This window comes from Lewinellaceae bacterium, assembly GCA_020636105.1.
Taxonomy (GTDB): domain Bacteria; phylum Bacteroidota; class Bacteroidia; order Chitinophagales; family Saprospiraceae; genus BCD1.
Map to the genome: position 1 here is coordinate 1,817,227 of JACJYL010000002.1, position 19,690 is coordinate 1,836,916.

19 protein-coding genes are annotated in these 19,690 nt (G+C 41.5%); 4 read left to right on the forward strand and 15 right to left on the reverse strand.

Annotated elements, in window-relative coordinates; all coding sequences use genetic code 11:
- The first annotated feature begins 83 nt into the window (after positions 1–83).
- The 4 genes from H6571_24285 to H6571_24300 all read left to right on the forward strand — a co-directional run bounded on the left by H6571_24285 (position 84) and on the right by H6571_24300 (position 7,055).
- Positions 84–3,290, forward strand: a complete 3,207-nt coding sequence (locus H6571_24285) for a SusC/RagA family TonB-linked outer membrane protein (protein ID MCB9326869.1) — start codon at positions 84–86, stop codon at positions 3,288–3,290.
- A 22-nt stretch (positions 3,291–3,312) separates the two neighbouring features.
- Positions 3,313–4,764: a SusD/RagB family nutrient-binding outer membrane lipoprotein gene (locus H6571_24290; protein ID MCB9326870.1), complete on the forward strand. Its 1,452-nt coding sequence runs from the start codon at positions 3,313–3,315 to the stop codon at positions 4,762–4,764.
- 109 nt (positions 4,765–4,873) lie between these two features.
- The gene (locus H6571_24295) at positions 4,874–6,241 is read left to right on the forward strand and encodes a sodium:solute symporter (protein MCB9326871.1); all 1,368 of its coding nucleotides are present in this window, start codon (positions 4,874–4,876) and stop codon (positions 6,239–6,241) included.
- The gene (locus tag H6571_24300) at positions 6,219–7,055 is read left to right on the forward strand and encodes a metallophosphoesterase family protein (protein MCB9326872.1); all 837 of its coding nucleotides are present in this window, start codon (positions 6,219–6,221) and stop codon (positions 7,053–7,055) included. The genes H6571_24295 and H6571_24300 overlap by 23 nt, the downstream gene beginning before the upstream one ends.
- 130 nt (positions 7,056–7,185) lie before the next feature.
- Here the strand turns inward: H6571_24300 and H6571_24305 are convergent, their stop codons facing one another.
- The 15 genes from H6571_24305 to H6571_24375 form a co-directional block, all read right to left on the reverse strand.
- On the reverse strand, positions 7,186–7,956 hold the full coding sequence (locus tag H6571_24305) for a hypothetical protein (protein MCB9326873.1): 771 nt from the start codon (positions 7,954–7,956) through the stop codon (positions 7,186–7,188).
- Between the two features lie 161 nt (positions 7,957–8,117).
- Positions 8,118–8,651, reverse strand: a complete 534-nt coding sequence (locus H6571_24310) for a hypothetical protein (GenBank protein ID MCB9326874.1) — start codon at positions 8,649–8,651, stop codon at positions 8,118–8,120.
- Positions 8,652–8,715: 64 nt separating this feature from the next.
- Complete coding sequence (locus H6571_24315; GenBank protein MCB9326875.1) at positions 8,716–9,762, reverse strand: hypothetical protein; 1,047 nt, start codon at positions 9,760–9,762, stop codon at positions 8,716–8,718.
- 442 nt (positions 9,763–10,204) lie between these two features.
- On the reverse strand, positions 10,205–10,882 hold the full coding sequence (locus H6571_24320) for a hypothetical protein (protein ID MCB9326876.1): 678 nt from the start codon (positions 10,880–10,882) through the stop codon (positions 10,205–10,207).
- A gap of 110 nt (positions 10,883–10,992) precedes the next feature.
- Positions 10,993–11,241 (reverse strand): hypothetical protein, encoded by a 249-nt coding sequence (locus H6571_24325; GenBank protein MCB9326877.1) that lies wholly within the window; start codon positions 11,239–11,241, stop codon positions 10,993–10,995.
- 156 nt (positions 11,242–11,397) lie between these two features.
- Positions 11,398–12,141 (reverse strand): response regulator, encoded by a 744-nt coding sequence (locus H6571_24330; GenBank protein ID MCB9326878.1) that lies wholly within the window; start codon positions 12,139–12,141, stop codon positions 11,398–11,400.
- A gap of 12 nt (positions 12,142–12,153) precedes the next feature.
- The gene (locus H6571_24335) at positions 12,154–12,240 is read right to left on the reverse strand and encodes a hypothetical protein (GenBank protein MCB9326879.1); all 87 of its coding nucleotides are present in this window, start codon (positions 12,238–12,240) and stop codon (positions 12,154–12,156) included.
- Positions 12,237–12,485 carry an FUSC family protein gene (locus H6571_24340; GenBank protein ID MCB9326880.1) on the reverse strand — a complete coding sequence of 83 codons (249 nt, stop codon included), beginning with the start codon at positions 12,483–12,485 and terminating at the stop codon, positions 12,237–12,239. Before H6571_24340 ends, H6571_24335 begins: the two co-directional genes overlap by 4 nt.
- A 40-nt stretch (positions 12,486–12,525) precedes the next feature.
- On the reverse strand, positions 12,526–13,143 hold the full coding sequence (locus H6571_24345; protein ID MCB9326881.1) for a hypothetical protein: 618 nt from the start codon (positions 13,141–13,143) through the stop codon (positions 12,526–12,528).
- A 416-nt stretch (positions 13,144–13,559) separates the two neighbouring features.
- Positions 13,560–14,747, reverse strand: a complete 1,188-nt coding sequence (locus H6571_24350; protein ID MCB9326882.1) for a DUF1963 domain-containing protein — start codon at positions 14,745–14,747, stop codon at positions 13,560–13,562.
- 133 nt (positions 14,748–14,880) lie between these two features.
- Entirely contained in the window at positions 14,881–15,228 is a 348-nt protein-coding gene (locus H6571_24355) for a type II toxin-antitoxin system PemK/MazF family toxin (GenBank protein ID MCB9326883.1), read from the reverse strand.
- Positions 15,218–15,448 (reverse strand): hypothetical protein, encoded by a 231-nt coding sequence (locus H6571_24360; GenBank protein ID MCB9326884.1) that lies wholly within the window; start codon positions 15,446–15,448, stop codon positions 15,218–15,220. The genes H6571_24355 and H6571_24360 overlap by 11 nt, the downstream gene beginning before the upstream one ends.
- A gap of 454 nt (positions 15,449–15,902) precedes the next feature.
- Positions 15,903–17,795, reverse strand: a complete 1,893-nt coding sequence (locus H6571_24365; GenBank protein MCB9326885.1) for a CocE/NonD family hydrolase — start codon at positions 17,793–17,795, stop codon at positions 15,903–15,905.
- A gap of 296 nt (positions 17,796–18,091) precedes the next feature.
- The gene (locus tag H6571_24370; protein MCB9326886.1) at positions 18,092–18,943 is read right to left on the reverse strand and encodes a nucleotidyl transferase AbiEii/AbiGii toxin family protein; all 852 of its coding nucleotides are present in this window, start codon (positions 18,941–18,943) and stop codon (positions 18,092–18,094) included.
- Complete coding sequence (locus tag H6571_24375; protein MCB9326887.1) at positions 18,940–19,578, reverse strand: hypothetical protein; 639 nt, start codon at positions 19,576–19,578, stop codon at positions 18,940–18,942. Before H6571_24375 ends, H6571_24370 begins: the two co-directional genes overlap by 4 nt.
- Between the last annotated feature and the right edge of the window lie 112 nt (positions 19,579–19,690).

Here is a 19,690-nt window from a genome sequence, read left to right on the forward strand (position 1 = left end):
GTTTCACTATTTTCAAATTAACTCAGGAACAACCCGTCCATCAAGCGGGCTGCATCCCTTTGTTTACTTTAACCATTCGAATAATGAAATTTTATCTTTCTCTGATTTTTTCCATCATGACCTCCCTGGTTTTCGCCCAATCCGACCTGGTTTCGGGTATAGTCACCGATGCGGAAACCGGTGAGCCCTTGCCAGGAGTCACTATTTACGAAAAAGAAACCCGTACGGGAACCGTAACGGATGTCAATGGTTTTTATTCCCTGACCATTTCAGGGGAGGAAGCGGTTTTGGTCTTCAGTTTTTACGGTTATAAATCCATTGAAAAAACCCTCGACGAGAGACCTTTCCTGGATGTCGCTCTTTTTTCGGACATCAAATTGCTGGATGAGATCGTCGTCACCGCCCTGGGGCTCAGACGGGAATCCAAAAAACTGGGTTACGCCACCCAAAGCCTTGAAGGCAAAGAAATTTCGGAAGTAAAATCCGTAAATTTTGTGGACAACCTTGCCGGGAAGATCGCCGGACTGACGGTAAGCCACGGGGCCACAGGCGTGGGATCCACCTCCAGGATTACCATCCGCGGCGAGTCCTCTTTTACCAACAATAATCCACTGTTTGTGGTGGACGGCACCCCGATCAACAATAATACCGTCCTGAATTTCAACAACGAAGCCGCGGCCGGTTTCCAGGAGATCGATTTCGGCAACGGAGCCATGGAGATCCCTTCTGACAATGTAGCTTCTGTTTCGGTTTTGAAAGGCCCGGGCGCAGCTGCCCTCTATGGCACAAGAGCCTCCAACGGCGTGGTCATCATCACCACTAAAGACGGATCTGCCTCTGACAAACCAACGGTCAGCATCAATTCCTCTGTTTTTCTCGAAAAACCATTCCGGTTGCCACAGTTCCAAAACAAATACGGGCAGGGCAACAGCGGGCAGTTTGAATTTGTGGATGGACTGGGCGGAGGCATCAATGACAACATCACTTACAGCTGGGGACCGGCTCTTGACCAGGGGTTGCTCATTCCTCAATTCGACAGCCCTGTGAATTTGCCTGACGGCACAATTGTGCGAGGCGGTGATGTAGCGGTCCATGGCGGTGCCCCTATTACTGCGACTCCTTTTCTTTCCCACCCCGACAACCTGAAAGATTTCTACCAGACCGGTGTCACCCTGATCAATAATGTCGCCGTAGCTTCTGGTTTCGACAAAGGACACTACCGTTTGTCCTTTACGGATCTGAGGAGCGAATCCATCATTCCCGGGGTTAATCTCAACCGACAGACCATCGCCGCAAGGTTAGCCTTCAACCCGTTTCAAAAACTGAGGATAGAATCTTCCCTGACCTACGTGAATGCCAAAAGCGATAACCGCCCGGCCAATGGGTACGGTTCCGAAAACATCAACTATGCACTGGTTGCCTGGGGGCCCCGGTCCATGGATATTCAAAACCTGAAAGATTACTGGCAGCCCGGACTGGAAAACATTCAACACTATTCTTTTAATTACACCTTTTTCGACAATCCTTATTTTACGCTGCTGGAAAACCGCAACGCTTTCGGTCGCGACCGCCTGTTCGGCAATATTTCCGCTGTTTATGAATTTACGAAAAATCTGAACCTGAGGGTCAGGTCAGGCATGGATTATTCCGATGAACTGAGGACTTTTCGCAGGGCGCTGAGCAGCAACCGTTTCAAAAACGGAGCCTATGCCGAGCACACCGTTTTTTACAGGGAAAACAATACTGATTTCCTGTTGAACTACAACAAAAATATCGGGGCACTCCAAGTGGATCTTTCCCTTGGCGGTAACCGCCTGGATCAACAGGCGAGAACGGTACAAACCCAGGCACTTTCTCTCGCCCAACCCGGCACCTATAGCCTGACCAATGCCGCTTCCCCCCTGGAGGTCTTCCAATTCAGCTCACGCAAACGCATCAACAGTTTTTACGGACTGGCAAAAGTCAGTTTCAAAGATTTGGTCCACATCGACATTACCGGCAGGAATGACTGGTCGAGTGCCCTGGCCACCCCAACATCATCCGACAATACTTCTTTCTTTTATCCCTCCGTTTCAGCGAGTTTTGTGCTTTCCAACCTCATGGAAATGCCCGCCGGGATATCCTTTGCAAAAGTACGCGCCAGCTGGGCCCGGGCCGGAAATGACACCGACCCTTACCAGACCAGCACGGCTTTTGTTGCCCAGACCCCATACAACGCTCAACCCACTTTTAGTGCCAGTGATCTGATTCCCAATACCAACCTGCTGCCGGAACGCACCACTTCCGTGGAATGGGGGGCCGACATCCGTTTCTTTGACGATAAACTGCGTCTGGACTTCACCGCCTACAATGCCCTGACCGAAAACCAGATCATTTCCCTGCCCATCCCGATTTCTTCAGGTTACAACCAGCAGGTAGTGAACGGCGGAGCGGTAAGATCAAAAGGAATCGAGGCCATCGTAGGACTGAACCCATGGCGCTCCGACCGGTTTTCATGGAATATCCTGTTCAACTTTAGTGAAAATGTGTCCACCGTTGAATCTTTACCCAAAGGGGCCGACCGGATCACCCTCGCCTATTCCCGGGTCTATGATAATGTCAACCAAACGGTATGGTTCCAGGTCGATGAAGGCGGCATTATTGGAGATATTTACGGCACCGGTTACCTGAAAAATAAAAACGGGGACTTTGTGATCGGTAGCGACGGAAGGTATGTCGTGGATAATACGCTAAAAAAACTCGGCAACTACAATCCTGATTTCATCCTGGCAATGAACAATGACTTTCAATTCGGCAACTGGCATCTTAATTTTCTGCTCGACTGGAGACAGGGTGGGGAGATTGTTTCAAGAACCTTATCCCTCGGCGGTGTCGGAGGACAGCTGATCGAAACCGAAGACCGCCCTGGATCAGGCATCGTTGCGGAAGGGGTAGTCAATTTGGGGAGTGATGAAAGTCCGGTGTGGGAAGCCAATACAAAAGCCATCCCGGCAGAGAGTTATTACCGCCAGTATTACGACCGGAATCACGAGGAAAACAATGTTTACGATGCCTCTTATCTGAAACTGCGACAGCTTTCCATCGGGTACACTTTCAACAAGGGTATATTCCGAAACGGCCGGCAACTGGACATTGCCCTCGTCGGCAGGAACCTGTTTGCCCTGAGCGAAATTCCCCACTTCGATCCCGAACAACTGGCCATACAGGGCAACCGTTTTGTGAGCGGGGTGGAAAATATGTCTTACGCCACCACGCGTAGTTTCGGGTTTAAGGTTGGGTTTCAGTTTTAACCAGTACCAAAAATAAATAGTAATGATAAATACCATAAAAATATTTTTCACCTCGGCAGTTATTGTATTGCTTACCTCCTGCGACCGGGATTTTGAGGCCATCAATACCAACCCGAATGCTGCCAACCAGGTAGAGCCCGGGCTTTTATTGCGGCAGATTATTTATAACTACGGCGAAGAAATGTCGTACGAAGGATTTGTAGCCGGCAACCTGCTCGGCCAGTATTTCACGGCCATAGATTTCAACCTGTTTGATCGCCATAGTCTTACAGAACCCCAGTTTGGCGGCAACCCCTGGCCCGTTCTGTACACCAACCTTCGGGACAATGAAATTTTGCTCAACCAGGCACGTTCCAAACCCATCCAGGCGGTTTATGAAGGTCCGGCTCTGATCCTGAAAGCTTACCTCGCAGCGGCACTGACCGACCTCTACGGAGATGTTCCTTACAGCGAAGCATTGAAAGGGCTTGATGGTAATGTGACGCCGGCCTATGATAGCCAGGAAAACATCTATACCGGAGCGAATGGCATCCTCGATAACCTGGACAAAGGCATAACTGCCATTCAAAACTATTCCGGCACCCAAAGCCTCGAAGGAGATATCCTTTTTAACGGCAACCTTCAAAACTGGATCACTTTTGCCAACTCCCTGAAAATAAAAAGCCTGCTGCGCATCAGCGGGAAAGTGGAGGTGGCCGGAGCGCTCCAGGCCATTTACGACGGAGATGATTTTATGAAGGAAAACAGCCAGAGCGCGACCTTTGATTTCACCGACGGGCAGCCCAATAACTTTCGAATGGCAACCCTTCGTGACGGCGATTTTAATTTATTCATTCTATCCGAGACCATGGAAGAAATATTAAAAGGACTTGGCGATCCCCGACTGGAAGTATTCTTCCGCCCGTTGGGCAATGATCCGGCGGGAACACAATTCACGGGCCTGCTGAACGGTCCGGATGCGTCCCAAACCTCCATCTCCGTGGCGGATTATTCCCTGACGGGAACCATTTTCCGGGAACATACGGGCGACCTGGAGGCCAACTTCTTAACTGCCTGGGAAACCCATTTTCTTGTGGCGGAAGCTGCTGAACGTGGCCTCATCACCGCCAATGCCCAAAGCCTTTACGAGACAGGCGTTCAGCTGGCTTTTGAATACTGGCAAACCGCCTTGCCTGCGGATTACCTGGTTTCGGGGCCCGCCGCTTATGGAATGGACGGCACAGACAAAATCCGGCAGATCGTCACCCAAAAATGGATCGCCAACATCATCAACGGCTACGAAGGATGGATAGAATACCGCAGAACAGGATTCCCGGAACTTAAAACCATATCTGCCAGCCTGAACAACGACCTGATCCCCGTGCGCATGCCCTACCCTACAGATGAGGCGGCTTTAAACCCGGTTCACTTCCAGGAAGCCACGGTTGGTAATGACAACAGTATCAATGCGCGGGTCTGGTGGGATTTGGATTAAAAGAAGGGACAGCACAGATAAAATTGCAGCGGTCCCATAAAATGCTTTGCGAACGCTGCACCTACTCCGCGACCATTGCGGTTAAAAATACTAACATACGAAGATCACAATGATAAAAAACCCGATATACTGGCAATGGGGATTGCTGATCGCCTTTGGAATATTCTTTTTCTTCATTGCGCCCTATTCCAAAAAGCGGGAGCAATTTTTCGCGGCCGTCACGGATAAAGGAAAACAACCCGGCTTCTGGATGCTCACCGGCAGCCTGGTCATCTCCTGGATTTTTGCCAAATCCATCACCAATGCCGCCAACCTCGGACTTAGTTTCGGAATGGTTGGAGGCGTGGCCTATGCGGTTTATTATCTCTCTTTTATCGTGGCGGGCATCATCATTTACCGGTTGCGGACGAAGGGCGGATTCACCAGCATTCACCACTTTCTTCAAACACGGTTTGGGATTTATGCCGTGGGCATTTTTTCCATCCTCATCGGTTTCCGACTGTTCAACGAAGTGTGGTCCAACACCATGGTCATCGGCAGTTATTTTGGAGATCCGGGAACGAAATCCTATTACCTCGCCATTCTTGTTTTTACGGTGCTTACCCTCGCTTATGTGATCAAGGGAGGGCTGCGCAGTTCCCTCCTGACCGATGCCATCCAGATGGTTTTTTTCGGGGTATTGCTCGTTTTGTTGCTGGGCGTTATTTTACCCAAAAACGAAGCCGGGGTGATGGATTACGTGCGCTCGGGCACCTGGAAAATGGATTCCGGGTTAAACCTGGTGTTCGCTGCGCTTTTGCAGGTTTTTAGTTATCCGTTCCACGATCCGGTATTGACGGACAGGGGCTTTATCAGTCCCCCAAAAACGACCCTCAAAAGTTATATGTGGGCGGCGGTAATCGGGGTAGTGTGTATGATATTGTTCAGTTTCGTGGGCATTTACGCCCGGTTTGAGGGACTGGAAGGACAGGCACCGGTGGCGGTAGGAAAAACCCTGGGCACCGGTGTCATGCTGGCCATGAATTTTATCATGATCACCTCCGCAGCTTCTACGCTCGATTCCAGTTTTACCTCTTTTTCCAAATTGATGGTCATCGATCTGGGCAAAGGATTGTCTCATTCCCTGACCAAAGGAAGATGGATGATGATCCTGCTTGCCGTTGGAGGTACGCTACCTGTTTTTGCAGGTCCTGAAGTCCTGTCAGCCACCACGGTGAGCGGCACAATGGTGATGGGGCTGGCGCCGGTTTTTCTGTTGTGCCACCTTAAAGCTCCGAAAATTTCGTTTTATTTGTCCACCGGGCTGGGCGTACTGGTGGGAATCATACAGGTTTTAGGTTATTTCCCGGAACAACTGATTTGGACGACCGGCAAATATGCCGACCTGCTCTGGGCCAATGCCTGGGGACTTTTGGCTTGTTTTATGGTTTACCTGGCTCCGGTAATATTCAACTATGGAAAGGAAAAAAGTAACTAAAGACATCGGACAATTAGCAGGAAGGGTACTCGTCTTTGGCGGCGTGTACAGCAATTTACAGGCCCTTCAAAAGATGAAGGCCATCGCCGAAAGTTTGTCCATCCCCCCGGAGCACATCCTCTGCACCGGAGACATTGTGGGGTACTGTGCTCAGCCCGCGGAATGTGTGGAGGAGATCATCTCATGGGGCATTCATTCCATTGCGGGAAACGTGGAAATACAGTTGAGGGAAGGAGAAGAAGATTGTGGTTGTGATTTCACGAGTGGCGGCAGGTGCGATACCTTTTCCCGCCAATGGTACCCCTATGCCGCCGGACAAATGAAACCTAAACACCTGGAGTGGATGCATGAGTTGCCCGATTTTATCACTTTTGATTACGAAGGGAAAAAAGCACTGGTAGTCCATGGTTCTTTTCATGGTACCTCGGATTTCATTTTCAAATCCACCGCATGGTCCCAAAAATCCATTCATTTTGAGGATAGCGGTGCCGACCTGATCCTCGGGGGTCACTGCGGTTTGCCCTTTTCGGATAGCCGGAATGAAAAAACATGGTTGAACGCCGGGGTGATAGGCATGCCTGCTAATGATGGCACCCCGAGCGTCTGGTATTTATTATTGGAACAGGATGCAGCTAACAATATCTCTTTCCAGCACCATTCTTTTGAATACGACCACGCCACAGCGGCCCGGTTGATGAATGAAAAAGGGCTCCCCAAGTCTTACGCCCAAACCTTATCGACGGGCATTTGGGACAATTGTGAGATTTTGCCAGAGGAGGAGACGAGGGCGCAGGGGAGGCGGTTGGTGATTTGATTTTTGTAATTCCGACGGGAGTAGAAAAATAATTTATAACTAATTTATTTTCAGCGCTTTAAGCCAAAAAATATTTTCAACTTAGAAAAAACTAAATCAATAATCAAAAAAATCTACCCTAAAGTTCCTATTAAGGTACTTTCAATTCGAGTATTTCCTTTATTCCTTTTTCGATTTCGGGATTTACTTCTAAATTATTCGAGACTTTAATTAGCATTCCACTACAAAATGCAAGAGTCATAAAAATTAAATCTTTATAATTTTTCATTAAAGATTGTTGATCAGTAGCCGAAAATCGGGTTTCTATTACTTTTAAAGTAAGGCCTCCTAAGTGAGCTATTTTAGAGCTATTGAAATACCAGTTATATAAAAAAATCACCACACCTTTTGATTCTTTTTTGGTACGTGAATTGATGAATGAAATTTTATCAAATACTAAAGATTTTTTTCTATACCTTTTTTTTATTTCACCATTTTTATCCAGGTATTGGCTCATAGAATTTAGGAAATAATTCTCTGCTTCATCATAACCTTCGTTGTGTCCAAAAATTTCTCTATTTAACTTTCTTTTTTGATACATAAATAGGAAATGATCTGCATCTAATTTTTCTAAAACCATATCCATATCAACGGAGGAATCCAAACTCTTTAAACTTAAATATTCTGCAATTATCAAATCTGAAATAATATCCCTCATTGCAGAAGCGAAAGTAATTTGAAAGAAAGGCTTTTTTGAAAAATTACTTAACAAAAAAACTGCTCCTTCAAATGAGTGAATGGTCTTAAATAAGATTACATTATAGACATTTCTAAGTTGATCATTTTCTAACCCCTTGGTTTCCTGGAATTTCAAAAAATCTATGATAATTAACTTTATCACCCCTAAAGTCTTATTTGCCAATTGATCGATCATTTCAAAAGAAATAATGGTTGTGAAAAATTAGTTGATTTAGAAACCGGAAGGAATTCAATTAACTTCCATCAACTTCCCTAACAAAAAAAATATAAAAAAAGCTCCCCCACTCAAATGGAAAAGCTTTTATGCCCAATTCTATTATCGATTTATCCTAATTTAGCCTCCCTTTTTTCCCAATATTCAAACAATTGTCCCCTAGTCTTAAGAATAAGATCTACAATTTGCTCAAGTGATTCCTCGGAAAACTGAATATACTCTTGCTCCATCCCATTTTTCGATATCTTCAACATTACATATGTAAAACCATCTTCGTCTGTGTTTTCCCAATCAGCATGAACCACTAAATTCCTTAAGCGACCACTCTCTTTTAAGTTCCTGACTAATTCCTCATAAGGCTCAAGAATAACCGAAAAATGAAAATGAAAGTCATCACAAAATCTTTTAAATAGTTCTACTTTACTTGAATAGGTCAATTTGTGCAGAACAATTAGTCCAGTAGAATCTGTTCGGTCAGTAAATATTTCACACAGAAGTTTATCCAATGAATTTTCAAGACCATTAAAAAACATAACAATTGTTCCTATTAAAGGAAGAGAAGTTTCCAAATATTGATCTGCCGCATCCTCATCATAAATGTCATGAGAAAGATGCTGAATAAATTCCTTTTTCCTATATTTCATTTGAGTTTCATTTTTTGGCTATTCTAACCCTTTATATTTTGTCTTTCAAAAATTGATTTTTTTATCAATCGCAATACCAACCAAAAATATTACAAAGCTGTATTTTAATTTGGTCATTAAAAAGGTCTTGTACTAAGCCTTCTCCAACAGAAGTTAGAATAAAGGTTAAAATAGCCACAACAAGATACCTGGAAATTAACAGTACATTAGATTCCTTTCTTACAATCCTTTTTGAAAGCTGTTCATTATATTTGATCAAATAAGTGTAATCTTTCTTTTTAATTTTTTTCTCAATATCCATCAAAGCTCGTTTTTCTGCATTAACATTTAAATCGATTTGTGCCATCGCAAACGACAACTTTTCAATATCTGAATATCTCATTATTAGTCTCTGATAATGGGAAAATTTACTTCCATGTTTTACGTATAACAAAAAATGAACTGCGATTCCAAGGAAAATGGCCGCTGAAATCAGGTAAAGGTTTTCTGTAAAATTAGGCTTAATTATGTATGCAAAAATTAGGGTAATTAAAACTGAAAAGGAAATCAAAAGGAATTTATTAATAAATATTTGAATTCTCGAAAATATTAAAACAGGTCTATTGAAGCCCAAAATCAATTGAAGAACATAAATTCCAAGTAACACTACTGGTAAGGTCGCTTTAATTTCAATTTCAAAATATTTTGATCCTCTATCTAGTCCTATTATAATACCAACAACAAGGACTACTAAACTAATCAAAAAAGCCTTGAAAAGCCCGCGCCATTTTTTTCGAACATCCTGGTTTTTGTCAAAGGAAAGGGTTTTTTTATCAGACTTTATTTTGTTAAATAAATATAATCCGTACCCAAAAAAAATAGTTTGTGAAATAGCGATTAAAATACTTGACAACCTGATATTTAAAGGTACTTCGTTTGGCATAAAATCTCGTTCACTCCCAAGGAGAAATGAAACAACCCTGCCAATGGATATTAAAAATAACAAGGCCACAATAAAAACCGAGCTGCTAATTAAGTTCTTGGCAATTATTATTTTTTGATCTTTGGTGTTGAAGAAACTAATTAGTTTCTTGGTTTCTTGAATATTTTTTTCATTTGATTTAATTTCCATTTTTGTTTTTATTGATTAGACAAAATTTCCTACTACTATGCACCTAATTTCTGAGCCAAATTCGGATCGATCATAAGTATTGCCTACTTCATTACTTAAATCCATTGTTTCATCAATCAGATTAATGGATTGTCTTCAGAAGTCGAGGTTTTACCCTGGGCTTCATCTCCATCCTCCTGCCAAATCTCTTCCTCATAAAATAATGACTGGTGAATGGTTAAGAAAATCATTGTAGTACGAAATGGAATTCATTTCAAAACAAATCAACAATACATGGAATAAATATAAAAAAACTATTTAATAAGGCTCAGGTCGCTAACTTTTAATATAATAGAACAGTCAATTTCAGCCTCTTCCCGGCAATAAACAAAAAAACCCCTTATACATTGAATCACAAGAGCTTATGCTTTTTTAATCAGCAACTCCGACGAGTGTGCAAATGTCACACATAACTATCTTTGACTCCTACTTCTAAATAGTACCAATTGTAATCCTTTTCCAATTTTTTGATCTCAAGCTCGTGACCTGAAAATACGGATCTGAGGGTTTTCTCCGTTCCTCCTTCTCGAATTCTATTCTCTGCGTCTAATTTGACATCATTTTTGTCAGTTAGCCAAATGGTTTCATCTTTCCTATGGTAATACTCCGAAATTTGATCCTTGGAAATAGTCGCTATCTTAAGATTATTCATTGTAATTGGAATATCTGAAAAGAAACGTAATTCCCAATTTGTTTTCGGACTATATTTTTTTTGGACTAAATCTATCCATTTTATTCGTTGATTTTTCTGATTTTCAATTACTGCTTCTTGGTCTGCAAACATGTTAATGTCTAAAAAAATTTGATTATTTGTAAGTTTAACAACTTTAGTCTCGGTAAATAAAAACTTTGTTTTGGAAAGATGGTAACGAATTGTTGAGTTATTTGTATATCCAACAAGTCCACTGCCATCAATTGAACCTTTGGCATATAAATTAATCTGATTGGTATTAGGTTTATTCCATAAATTCAATTTATCACCTACTTCTATTTCAAAATCGGAAACAACCCTTTTAAATTCCACTGTTTTGTTGTAAGGTAGTTTTCTTTTATTCCCAAATAAAAAATTAAGAATCCCCATTTTTTATTTTATTTTAATACCTGAATTAAGTTATCTATTGAATTTTCCTTTACTGACCATAATTCCTAACTCAGTAATACATGAACAATCACTCCAAATGGCATACGGCCCTACCCTATCCCCAACTCCCCCGCCAATTCCGGATTATTCCTCCGTATCTCCCGTTCCAATGTTTGGATACGCTGCTTCATTAAGCGGTATAAAGGATCCTCCTGGGAGTAATCGGAATCAGCCATTTCTGTTGGATTCTCCCGATGGTCGCACTTGTAGCTTCGACCTCCTACGCTCACCAAAGTCTTCCCGTTTAAAAATAACGTCTTACTGAAAATGTGGGTGAATAGTCTGCTAATATAATTCAATTATCTGAAAAGGTTGCATTGCATATGGGATTAAGCTGTGTATCTTCTATCCTGCGGCCGAGATGACACCTTTTTGCCCGCCTTAATGGCCACCCGCGAAGATGTCACCTCGTCTTGGCCGGGACAAAGGTTATCGTGGAGTAAGACTACCCGTTTTTAATTTTTCCTTTCAATGACATCCATGACCAAATGAAGTAAATCGCCAATTAAATTGGTGATCCCAAAAGCGTAGGGCGGTGTGCCCAGGGCAGGGTTTATATTGGCGGCAAAAAAGATGAATGGGATGTTCAATCCGTTATGGACGGTTTTATTAAGCAATTCAAGGCCTGCTTTGGGGTCACCATTCCTATTGATATCAGAAATGATCAAATCGTATTCGTTATGATTTATCTGGTACCACGCTTGTTCAGAATTTAAAACGGTATCAAATTTCACGCCTATCGTGGATAATAATTCTTTTTCATACGCCTGGTTGCCGGGGTGATCATCTATCCATAATCCCTTTATGGAAACCTCCTTTTGTTTGATGTAGGACAGTCTTTGCACGAGTGCATCTTTGGCAAAGACCGGCCATTCCACGTTGGTCTTTTCTTTGGCATCCTGTTGAACTTTCTCCTCCACCTTATCATACTTTTCAAACGGTTTTGGATTGTCTTTAATTTCGTTGATCAATGAAAGAATCCCATGGACAATTTCATTATACCGTATCGTTTCGTTTTCATTGGAAATGATGGCTTTCCGCACATCCGAATTCAATTTTTTGAATCTTGCACTCAGCAAAATGGCATCATTAAACAACTCTGAATCCGCCAATGAAAAGATGGATTGAAGTTTTTGCAAGGTTTGCTGTACCTCGTTATTGGCGATTAAATTAAATAATTCCTGAAGGGTTTTTTCCATGAGTGGGTGGGTTTACGGTATCTCCCAAATGTCATACTGGAACTTTTTGATGCCAACAATTCCTGCTATAACCGGGCCGGTGTGGACACCAATTCTTATTTCAAATTCCGTTCTTTTAAAAGCTCTTCCAGGGCTTTATTATTTTTCGGATTATTAAATACTTTGAATATAAAAACCAAAGGGATCAATGTAAAAAATCCAAGACTGTTTTTTACAACACTCCAAACTATAATTCCAATCATAACTCCAATTAATGCAGCATTAATTATGGAAGCTGATTTCATTTTTTTTGCTTCGTTCAACAGTTCCTGATCTGTTAGCTCTGATAGTTCTTTTTGCTTCATCTTTCTCTTTTGATGGTTATCCGGGGTGACCCGCGCGATACTATTTTTCGTGTTTTTTCAGTAAATAGTTGGCCAGAGCAATCGATTTAGCCTCCAGGGCAAGGTGCTGTTCGTCCGTTCTGGTTTTATATTGGAACTTTGGAGCATAACTGATCAATAACCAATTATCATAATTTTCGTTGAGCACAATAACCCGACCATAACGAGGAGATTTTGCTAAATAAGTATCGCCGGTTTCGCTTTTTTCTATGCTCATCCCTAAACCACTATTGGTCTTTTCCAATTCCTGATAATTTTGAATCTCTTTTTTAACCTCTGCTTTGGTTGTTTTTTCCAGAAACCATGAAACTATCGTTTCATCTCCCAGTCCATTTTGGCCAAAACCCTTGATGACGAAAGCACAGCCTTCGGCTTTTTTATAATCCGGGGTACTTACATCGGATTCGGGCACGCCAAACACCTTTGCCACTTCTGCGACACTCATATTGCACGTAAAATCGGTAAAAAGTGAGTTGTAATCTGCACCCGGCAACTTATCATCTGTTTTGACTTCCTGTTGTTCTCCTGGTGCAGCATTTTCATTATTGGTCTTTTCGTTGGTATTGCTACAGGAAAAAGCGAAAGTGCTTAAAAAAATGAATACGGCTATTTTTTTCATAATTGTTAGGTGTTTGTCCTTAAATGTAAGCAATTGGAAGCACTTTCCAAATCATTTAACATTTGAAGGAATTATTGATTATGGAATATTCCAATGATGACAGCTTGCCTTTTCGATCCAATGCGCTCATCCTATACCCTGACCAAAAATAACCCCTTTCTTTGCACATATCAAAATATCCAAAATTATTCCGAAAATCCATGGCTAAAATTTCACAGAAATCCGGGACTGCTGGCGGTAGATAGGGGGCAAGGCCTGTAAGTCATTGATTTTTGTTTTTTTTTGAGGTATGCTTGAAATATCAGGGCTGCCTCAATAGAAAAAATTTAATTTTAATATGGTCTAACGGTTTTGTATATGGTTTCGTGGCCGGCCTTTGGAGGCCATACACTATACATCTTGCTAGCATAAGTTTATTATGTGTTTTGAACTATTACTTGACAGTTTTCAAAATTTCCATTTTCTAAATCTTCATGCTTAATCATATAATAGATTGATCCGTCTCCAAATTCGTCAAAAAAACCAAACCATTTACAATAGGGTGAAACCTGGAGTAGCAAAGTCCAATTAACTGCATCTTTGTAAATGTCATCGCTATAGTCTCTTTGATTAAATACTCTTTCTGCTTCGTAGCTTACACAATTTTGAACACTATCGGGGAAACCAAATAATTTGTTGACTTCATGATCAGTTTTGTCCCCTAACAATAGCTGCATGTAAACTGATCTCAATACATCATACCTGTTTCTTTCTTCCTCCGAAAAGTTAAGAACGTGGAGTAATGAGTGGTCATATCTAGGTAAATCCAATAAGTTTATTATATCAAAGTTATTAGCATTACCAGGCTCACTGGAATTAATTGGATGTTTGACATTGGCATCGTTAAATATTTTAAAATCGTTTTTTCTTTCAGGCCACCCCTTTTCAGTTTCTTGAGTTCTCAAATAGAAGGATAAGACGTTGTTCAACTTTTCAGTGGTTCCATCCTTTGGAAAATCATTAAGTTTCATTGTTGCTAAGTGAAGAAATTTGTATCCCTTTTCATTAGTGATTTCTGTTGCTCCATGTTTGGGGCTTCCCAGGAAGTGAGAAACACTTTCGTCTGTATCATCATTTGGAATGCATAGATATCCTGGTCTTGCAAACTTTAAAATCTCATTTTTCTTAACCGGAATAATATATGCAGCAAGTAAAGAAAGCAATTTCTTCTGGCCGTTTATTGAGTTTAAAGAATCTTTTTCATGTTCAGATAGCCCAACTATTGCACCTCTTTTCTGTATGAAATTCTGAGCACTATATTTTAACCTGTGTCTAAAGATGGCATCAAGTTTAATTTCTATTTTATATCCACCGAAAATCTGTTTTTTCCAATTTAAAAGCCTGCCTTCCTGAGCTTCATCCCCTATAAATAAAACCCGATTAATCTTGTCAAAACTGCCTTCGAGAATTTTCGTTGATAAAACGACTGAACCATATTCTGGATTATTAGGATGATTGCCAACAAAACGAACATAAGTTTGACCTTCAGAGAGTCCTGATAAATCTTTGGATGCCCATTTTGTGGGTTTGAATTTTTGGATGTTTTGGATTTCTAAAAGTATCATTTTTTAATGTGTGGTAATGTCCCCAGTAGCACGCGGTTGGCGAATAATAGAGCTACGGAGCTGCTATGGATTGTTAGAGGTAACCGTTTAATATCCTTGCACTTTGATTTTTATGGGAGTGTGCTGCTATAATTCACCTTTCAATGTCTAATATAATTTTTAGATTTTCAACCACTTTATTCTGCAAAGAACTTGGCAGTTCTCCAATTTTCTTTAATAGTCTCTTATTGTCAATTGCTCTTACTTGATCAATCATTATAGCACTTTCTTTCTTCAATCCACTTGTTTCTTTTTTTAAATTGACCCTTAAAATACTTACTCCTTTTTTGATATGGGGAGTAATAGGGCAGATTATTGAAGAAGGATGTATTTTGTTCAAAATATCGCTTTGAACAATTAAAACTGGTCTTGTTTTTCCTGCTTCAGTTCCAAATCTTGGATTTAAATCAGCCAGCCAAATTTCATATTGCTTAAATTTCATCTTCTAAAGATTCAAATTCACCAAGTATTTCCATAGAATCATCTGACACCAACTTTGACTCTTTGACAAGCTGTTCTTCAATCAATTTCCTTTTTTGATATTGGTTATAATACTCAATAGCCTCATTAATATATTTATTTCGGCTCGTCTTTAGGTGTTCCAACAAATTCTCTGTTTCCCTAAGAATTTGTTCCTGCAATTTTAATGATATACTTTTCATCTTAATTATTTTACCACAAAGGTATATCAAAATATGATATCAATCAAGTGTTATGAATAGTTTTCATTCGAACTGAGTTTTCGAAACAATATCCTGACAGATGTTCATAATTTATTGATTATCAAATATTATGCTTATAAACTCAGGATCATTTTTTAGTAATTTCACCTTTTTGAACCTTAGCTCTTGAAATTTATTTCAGCCCTTGTATAATAGCACACAACTAAGCTATCCAGGAACATTCCTGCCTTTTCATGCACCTCTCCCACCGAGGATCCAGGTCCGGGCCTACTGGCGGCTGAAAGAGGGCAAGCCGTACATGCGTATTTCGGTCAAAGCTACAAGCCTGCCTTCCGGCGGAGCAGGCAGGCCTGGACCATCGACTTTTTATTTTTTTGTTGTGTGCTTGGAACATCAGAGCAATGATCTACATTAAAGTCCGAAGCCTGCGCCCCTATTTCTCCAGCTGATTCACCTTTATGCCCGAAGGATGTCCTTCCTCGCTGTAGATTCTTATGGTTGCCTTTTGAAAATCTGTATTCGAACAGTGGTAAATATCTATCATTTGCTGTGGATTGCGGTCGAACAGGGGGAACCAGGAGTTCTGCACCTGCACCATGATCCGGTGGCCTTTTTTGAAGGTATGCGCTATGGAGGGCAGTTCGTAATTCACCTCGGTGACTTTTCCTGGTACGAATGCCTCCGGCTTTTCATAACTGTTCCGATAGCGGCCCCGAAAGATCTCTCCCCGCACCAGCATTTGATATCCCGCCATGGGCACGCCCTTTTCATTGGCCGGATAATTGGTGAGGGTGTCGGGAAACACATCGATGAGTTTGACCACAAAGTCGGCATCCGTACCGGTGGTGCTCACAAAAAGGTCGGCATCGAAAGGACCTACTATCGTCATATCTTCCGTCAAGGGTTCTGTTTGATAGACCATCACATCAGGGCGGCGGGCGGCAAAACGCTGGTCGTCGGTCATGTACTCCCGGGTGCGTTGAAGATGAACATCCTCCGTGTAGGGCACCGGGTTCATCGGGTCGGAGACGTATTCGTCAAAACCGGCTTTGGCTGAGGGTGGTTGCATCATTAAGCGGTTGCCCGGCTGGAAATAAAGCGTTTTTTCAGTTATGTTTTTCGGCGGCCAGGAATCGAACGAATGCCACTGGTTCTCACCGGTGATGAAAATATCGGCCTCCGGCAGCTGAATGCTGCCTTTGTCTTTGAGGTAATAATTAAAAAATTCCAGCTCGGCAGCCCTGTAATGTTCACTCGTACGGGCTCCAAAGTGAATATTGCCAAGGTTTTCCCCATCTCCTCTTGCCCACTGTCCATGAGACCACGGTCCCATCATCAGGCGGTTGGAAACAGACGGAGGGTTCTGTTTTTCAATGGCCTCATAGGTATGCCAGGCGCCCCAGCAATCCTCGGCATCGAACAGGCCGCCTACCGTCATTACCGCCGGTTTGATATTGGTCAGGTGTGGCAGCGGGTTCCGGGACTTCCAGAAATCGTCATAGTCCGGATGGCTCATCATTTGATTCCAGAATACCATGGTGTCGCCAAAGACCAGTGCCGTGGCATTTTTCAGGGCGCCCAGTTTCAGGAAAAAATCGTAGTTGTCCTGCCCGGGGATACTGTAGCCCGACTGTCTCTCCCTGGTCGGCTCCGGACGGGGCTTGCCGAAGGAGGAATAGAACCGGAAGGCATCCAACTGGGCGAAAGCGCCGTTGTGGTGAAAATCATCCCCAATGAACCAATTGGTAACGGGTGCTTGTGGCGAAACTGCTTTCAGTGCCGGATGTGCATCTATCAGCGACATGGTGGAATAAAAACCAGGGTACGAAATGCCCAGAATGCCTATTCTGCCGTTATTGTGGGGTACGTTTTGTATCAGCCAGTCGATGGCATCATAGGTGTCGCTGCTTTCGTCAATATCTTTGCTGCTTTTTTTCCGGGGATTGTAGGGGCGCACGTCCATGTAATCGCCCTCACTCATATATTTGCCCCGGACATCCTGGAACACGAAAATATACCCTTCTTCGGCCAGGTTGGCATAACCGCCAAGGCGGGGAGAATACTTGTCCGGGCCGAGTGGTTCTATATTGTAAGGAGTTCTGGACATCAGCATGGGGTAGGTTTTGCTGGTGTCTTTGGGCGTATATATGGAGGTGAACAAGCGCACACCGTCACGCATGGTGATGTACACTTCCTGTTTGTCGTAGCGGGCCATTAACCATTCAGGGCTTCCTTTGGGAGCCTCAATGGCCTGGGCGTTTAATGGTACCGTAAACATGCTACAGAAAATCAGAGAAAAGAGCAGTAGAAGGGTTGATTTGTTCATTTGTTTAAACATTTTATAAATTTATTGCTAACGATCCCCACCGATGGCCGCAGCCTGTCTGCTTACGCCAGGGACAGGCTTGCAGCTTTGATCCAATGCGCTCATCACATAACCTGACCAAAAATAACCCGTTCCGCAGCACATATCAAAATATCCAATATTATTCCGAAAATCGACTTTTATTTTTTTGTGGTACGCTTCGAATATCAAAGGGGTGCACCAGTGATTTCAGCCTTTATTATTGGGCTTTCGTTTTTTTTACCTGGTAATTCCGGAATATTGATCTTTTGATATGATCAAGGATTCTCAAATTTAATTTTCTCTACTAAATCTTTGAAATATTCAGGACTCCAAATATTTAAACCCTCATCATTTTTGATAAACCTGACAACATCTTCTTTTATACTACTAAAAGAAACTGATTTGATTTTCGTATCTAATAGTTCGATAATCTGTTCATTAGAAATACTATCTTCCTGCCAGTCTTTTGTGTCTTTTGCCCTGGCTAAGAAATGATTTACATCCAAAGGAATTCCTTTTCTAATATACCATTCTAAGTCATACCAATCCCTTCCTTTGACTCTATTTTTCCACTTTCTAAATAGCAGGGCATGCATTTTACCTGCAAATAAACTTGGTTTAGTAAAACATTTCACATAAAATGAAAATGGACGGAGTAATAACTTTTCTTCGGTTTTGAAATTTAATGGAGGCTGTCGATCAACTTCTATTTTTATCTTTAAAGTCTTGTTGGAACGCACCCCGGTTTCTTTGATTATATCTTCGAGTACAATTTCTTGCCATATTGTTTCAGCTTTCAGAAAAGCAGAATCAATAGCTGTTTGTTTTGTCTTTTTCTTAATGCTAACAGTCAGTCCCAAGGACTTAAACTCATCCAGGATGGCCTTGAAATAGGGCTCAATTGAAAAATTAGAATCAGGATTAAGTAAAGAAAAATCCAAATCTTCTGAATATCTATCCAACCCATAAAAAATCCGGAGAGCGGTTCCTCCATACAAAGCCGCTTTCTCAAAAAAATCGGTTCTTGATAAGCCTGCTAAAGTAATTTCTTGCATTATTTCTCGTAATGCAGATAATATTTCTTCTTCATTTTGAGGATTATATTCCTCTATCCACTCTTTTATCATAATTCTATGAGCGTTTTAAGAAGCATTTTCAGACTACTTTTTTTAGGGGCATTTTCAATCCATAATTCCATAACATCCGTATCTAATGAGCTTAATATTTCACTATCCATACGAAGGTCTTCCATTAAAAATTCTTGCGTTTGTTTGATGCTTCTAAGATTAATTTTGGGTGTTAGTACAACTTTGTCACACAAAGCTTTTTCAGGTGAAGCAATTAACATTGTTTGCTTAGATGAATATTTTATGTTTTTTATTCCATAAGAATAATAAGGAATCTTTAATTGTTGGTAACTAAATCGTCCAACTGGAGTTTTATATATTTTTGAAGTTTTTATGGTTACTGAACTTATTTCATAAGCTCTTTCTGGTATCATGTTCCAATAAGACAATGCGGACTCTAGTGACACATAACTCGGTCCTCTAAGGTGATTCGCTATTAGAAATGGTTCTGGTGATGGTAAGTCCATTTTAGGTCCGGTTAGATATAGCCCTCTTCTAATAGAAATAAGCTCTTTGCTTTTTAGTAGTTCACTAATTTTATCATTTGGACTCTGGTAATCACTTAGTAATTCTAAAATTAAATGCCTGGATATAGGGGATTCAGCATATTCCTTTATTATCGTTCTAAAATCCATACTGTCATTATTATGTTCGATAATCGGATAACACCCGATTATATAGTGTAAATATAACAATTTCCTGTTAATAATGGAAATGAAAAATTAAAGGTTTGTAAATGTTGTTATT

Excerpts from the sequence above, each read along its gene's own strand:
- H6571_24285 (MCB9326869.1), top strand. The coding sequence starts at position 84 with ATGAAATTTTATCTTTCTCTGATTTTTTCCATCATGACCTCCCTGGTT.
- H6571_24290 (MCB9326870.1), top strand. The coding sequence starts at position 3,313 with ATGATAAATACCATAAAAATATTTTTCACCTCGGCAGTTATTGTATTG.
- H6571_24295 (MCB9326871.1), top strand. The coding sequence starts at position 4,874 with ATGATAAAAAACCCGATATACTGGCAATGGGGATTGCTGATCGCCTTT.
- H6571_24300 (MCB9326872.1), top strand. The coding sequence starts at position 6,219 with ATGGAAAGGAAAAAAGTAACTAAAGACATCGGACAATTAGCAGGAAGG.
- H6571_24310 (MCB9326874.1), bottom strand. The coding sequence starts at position 8,651 with ATGAAATATAGGAAAAAGGAATTTATTCAGCATCTTTCTCATGACATT.
- H6571_24315 (MCB9326875.1), bottom strand. The coding sequence starts at position 9,762 with ATGGAAATTAAATCAAATGAAAAAAATATTCAAGAAACCAAGAAACTA.
- H6571_24320 (MCB9326876.1), bottom strand. The coding sequence starts at position 10,882 with ATGGGGATTCTTAATTTTTTATTTGGGAATAAAAGAAAACTACCTTAC.
- H6571_24330 (MCB9326878.1), bottom strand. The coding sequence starts at position 12,141 with ATGGAAAAAACCCTTCAGGAATTATTTAATTTAATCGCCAATAACGAG.
- H6571_24340 (MCB9326880.1), bottom strand. The coding sequence starts at position 12,485 with ATGAAGCAAAAAGAACTATCAGAGCTAACAGATCAGGAACTGTTGAAC.
- H6571_24345 (MCB9326881.1), bottom strand. The coding sequence starts at position 13,143 with ATGAAAAAAATAGCCGTATTCATTTTTTTAAGCACTTTCGCTTTTTCC.
- H6571_24350 (MCB9326882.1), bottom strand. The coding sequence starts at position 14,747 with ATGATACTTTTAGAAATCCAAAACATCCAAAAATTCAAACCCACAAAA.
- H6571_24355 (MCB9326883.1), bottom strand. The coding sequence starts at position 15,228 with ATGAAATTTAAGCAATATGAAATTTGGCTGGCTGATTTAAATCCAAGA.
- H6571_24360 (MCB9326884.1), bottom strand. The coding sequence starts at position 15,448 with ATGAAAAGTATATCATTAAAATTGCAGGAACAAATTCTTAGGGAAACA.
- H6571_24365 (MCB9326885.1), bottom strand. The coding sequence starts at position 17,795 with ATGAACAAATCAACCCTTCTACTGCTCTTTTCTCTGATTTTCTGTAGC.
- H6571_24370 (MCB9326886.1), bottom strand. The coding sequence starts at position 18,943 with ATGATAAAAGAGTGGATAGAGGAATATAATCCTCAAAATGAAGAAGAA.
- H6571_24375 (MCB9326887.1), bottom strand. The coding sequence starts at position 19,578 with ATGGATTTTAGAACGATAATAAAGGAATATGCTGAATCCCCTATATCC.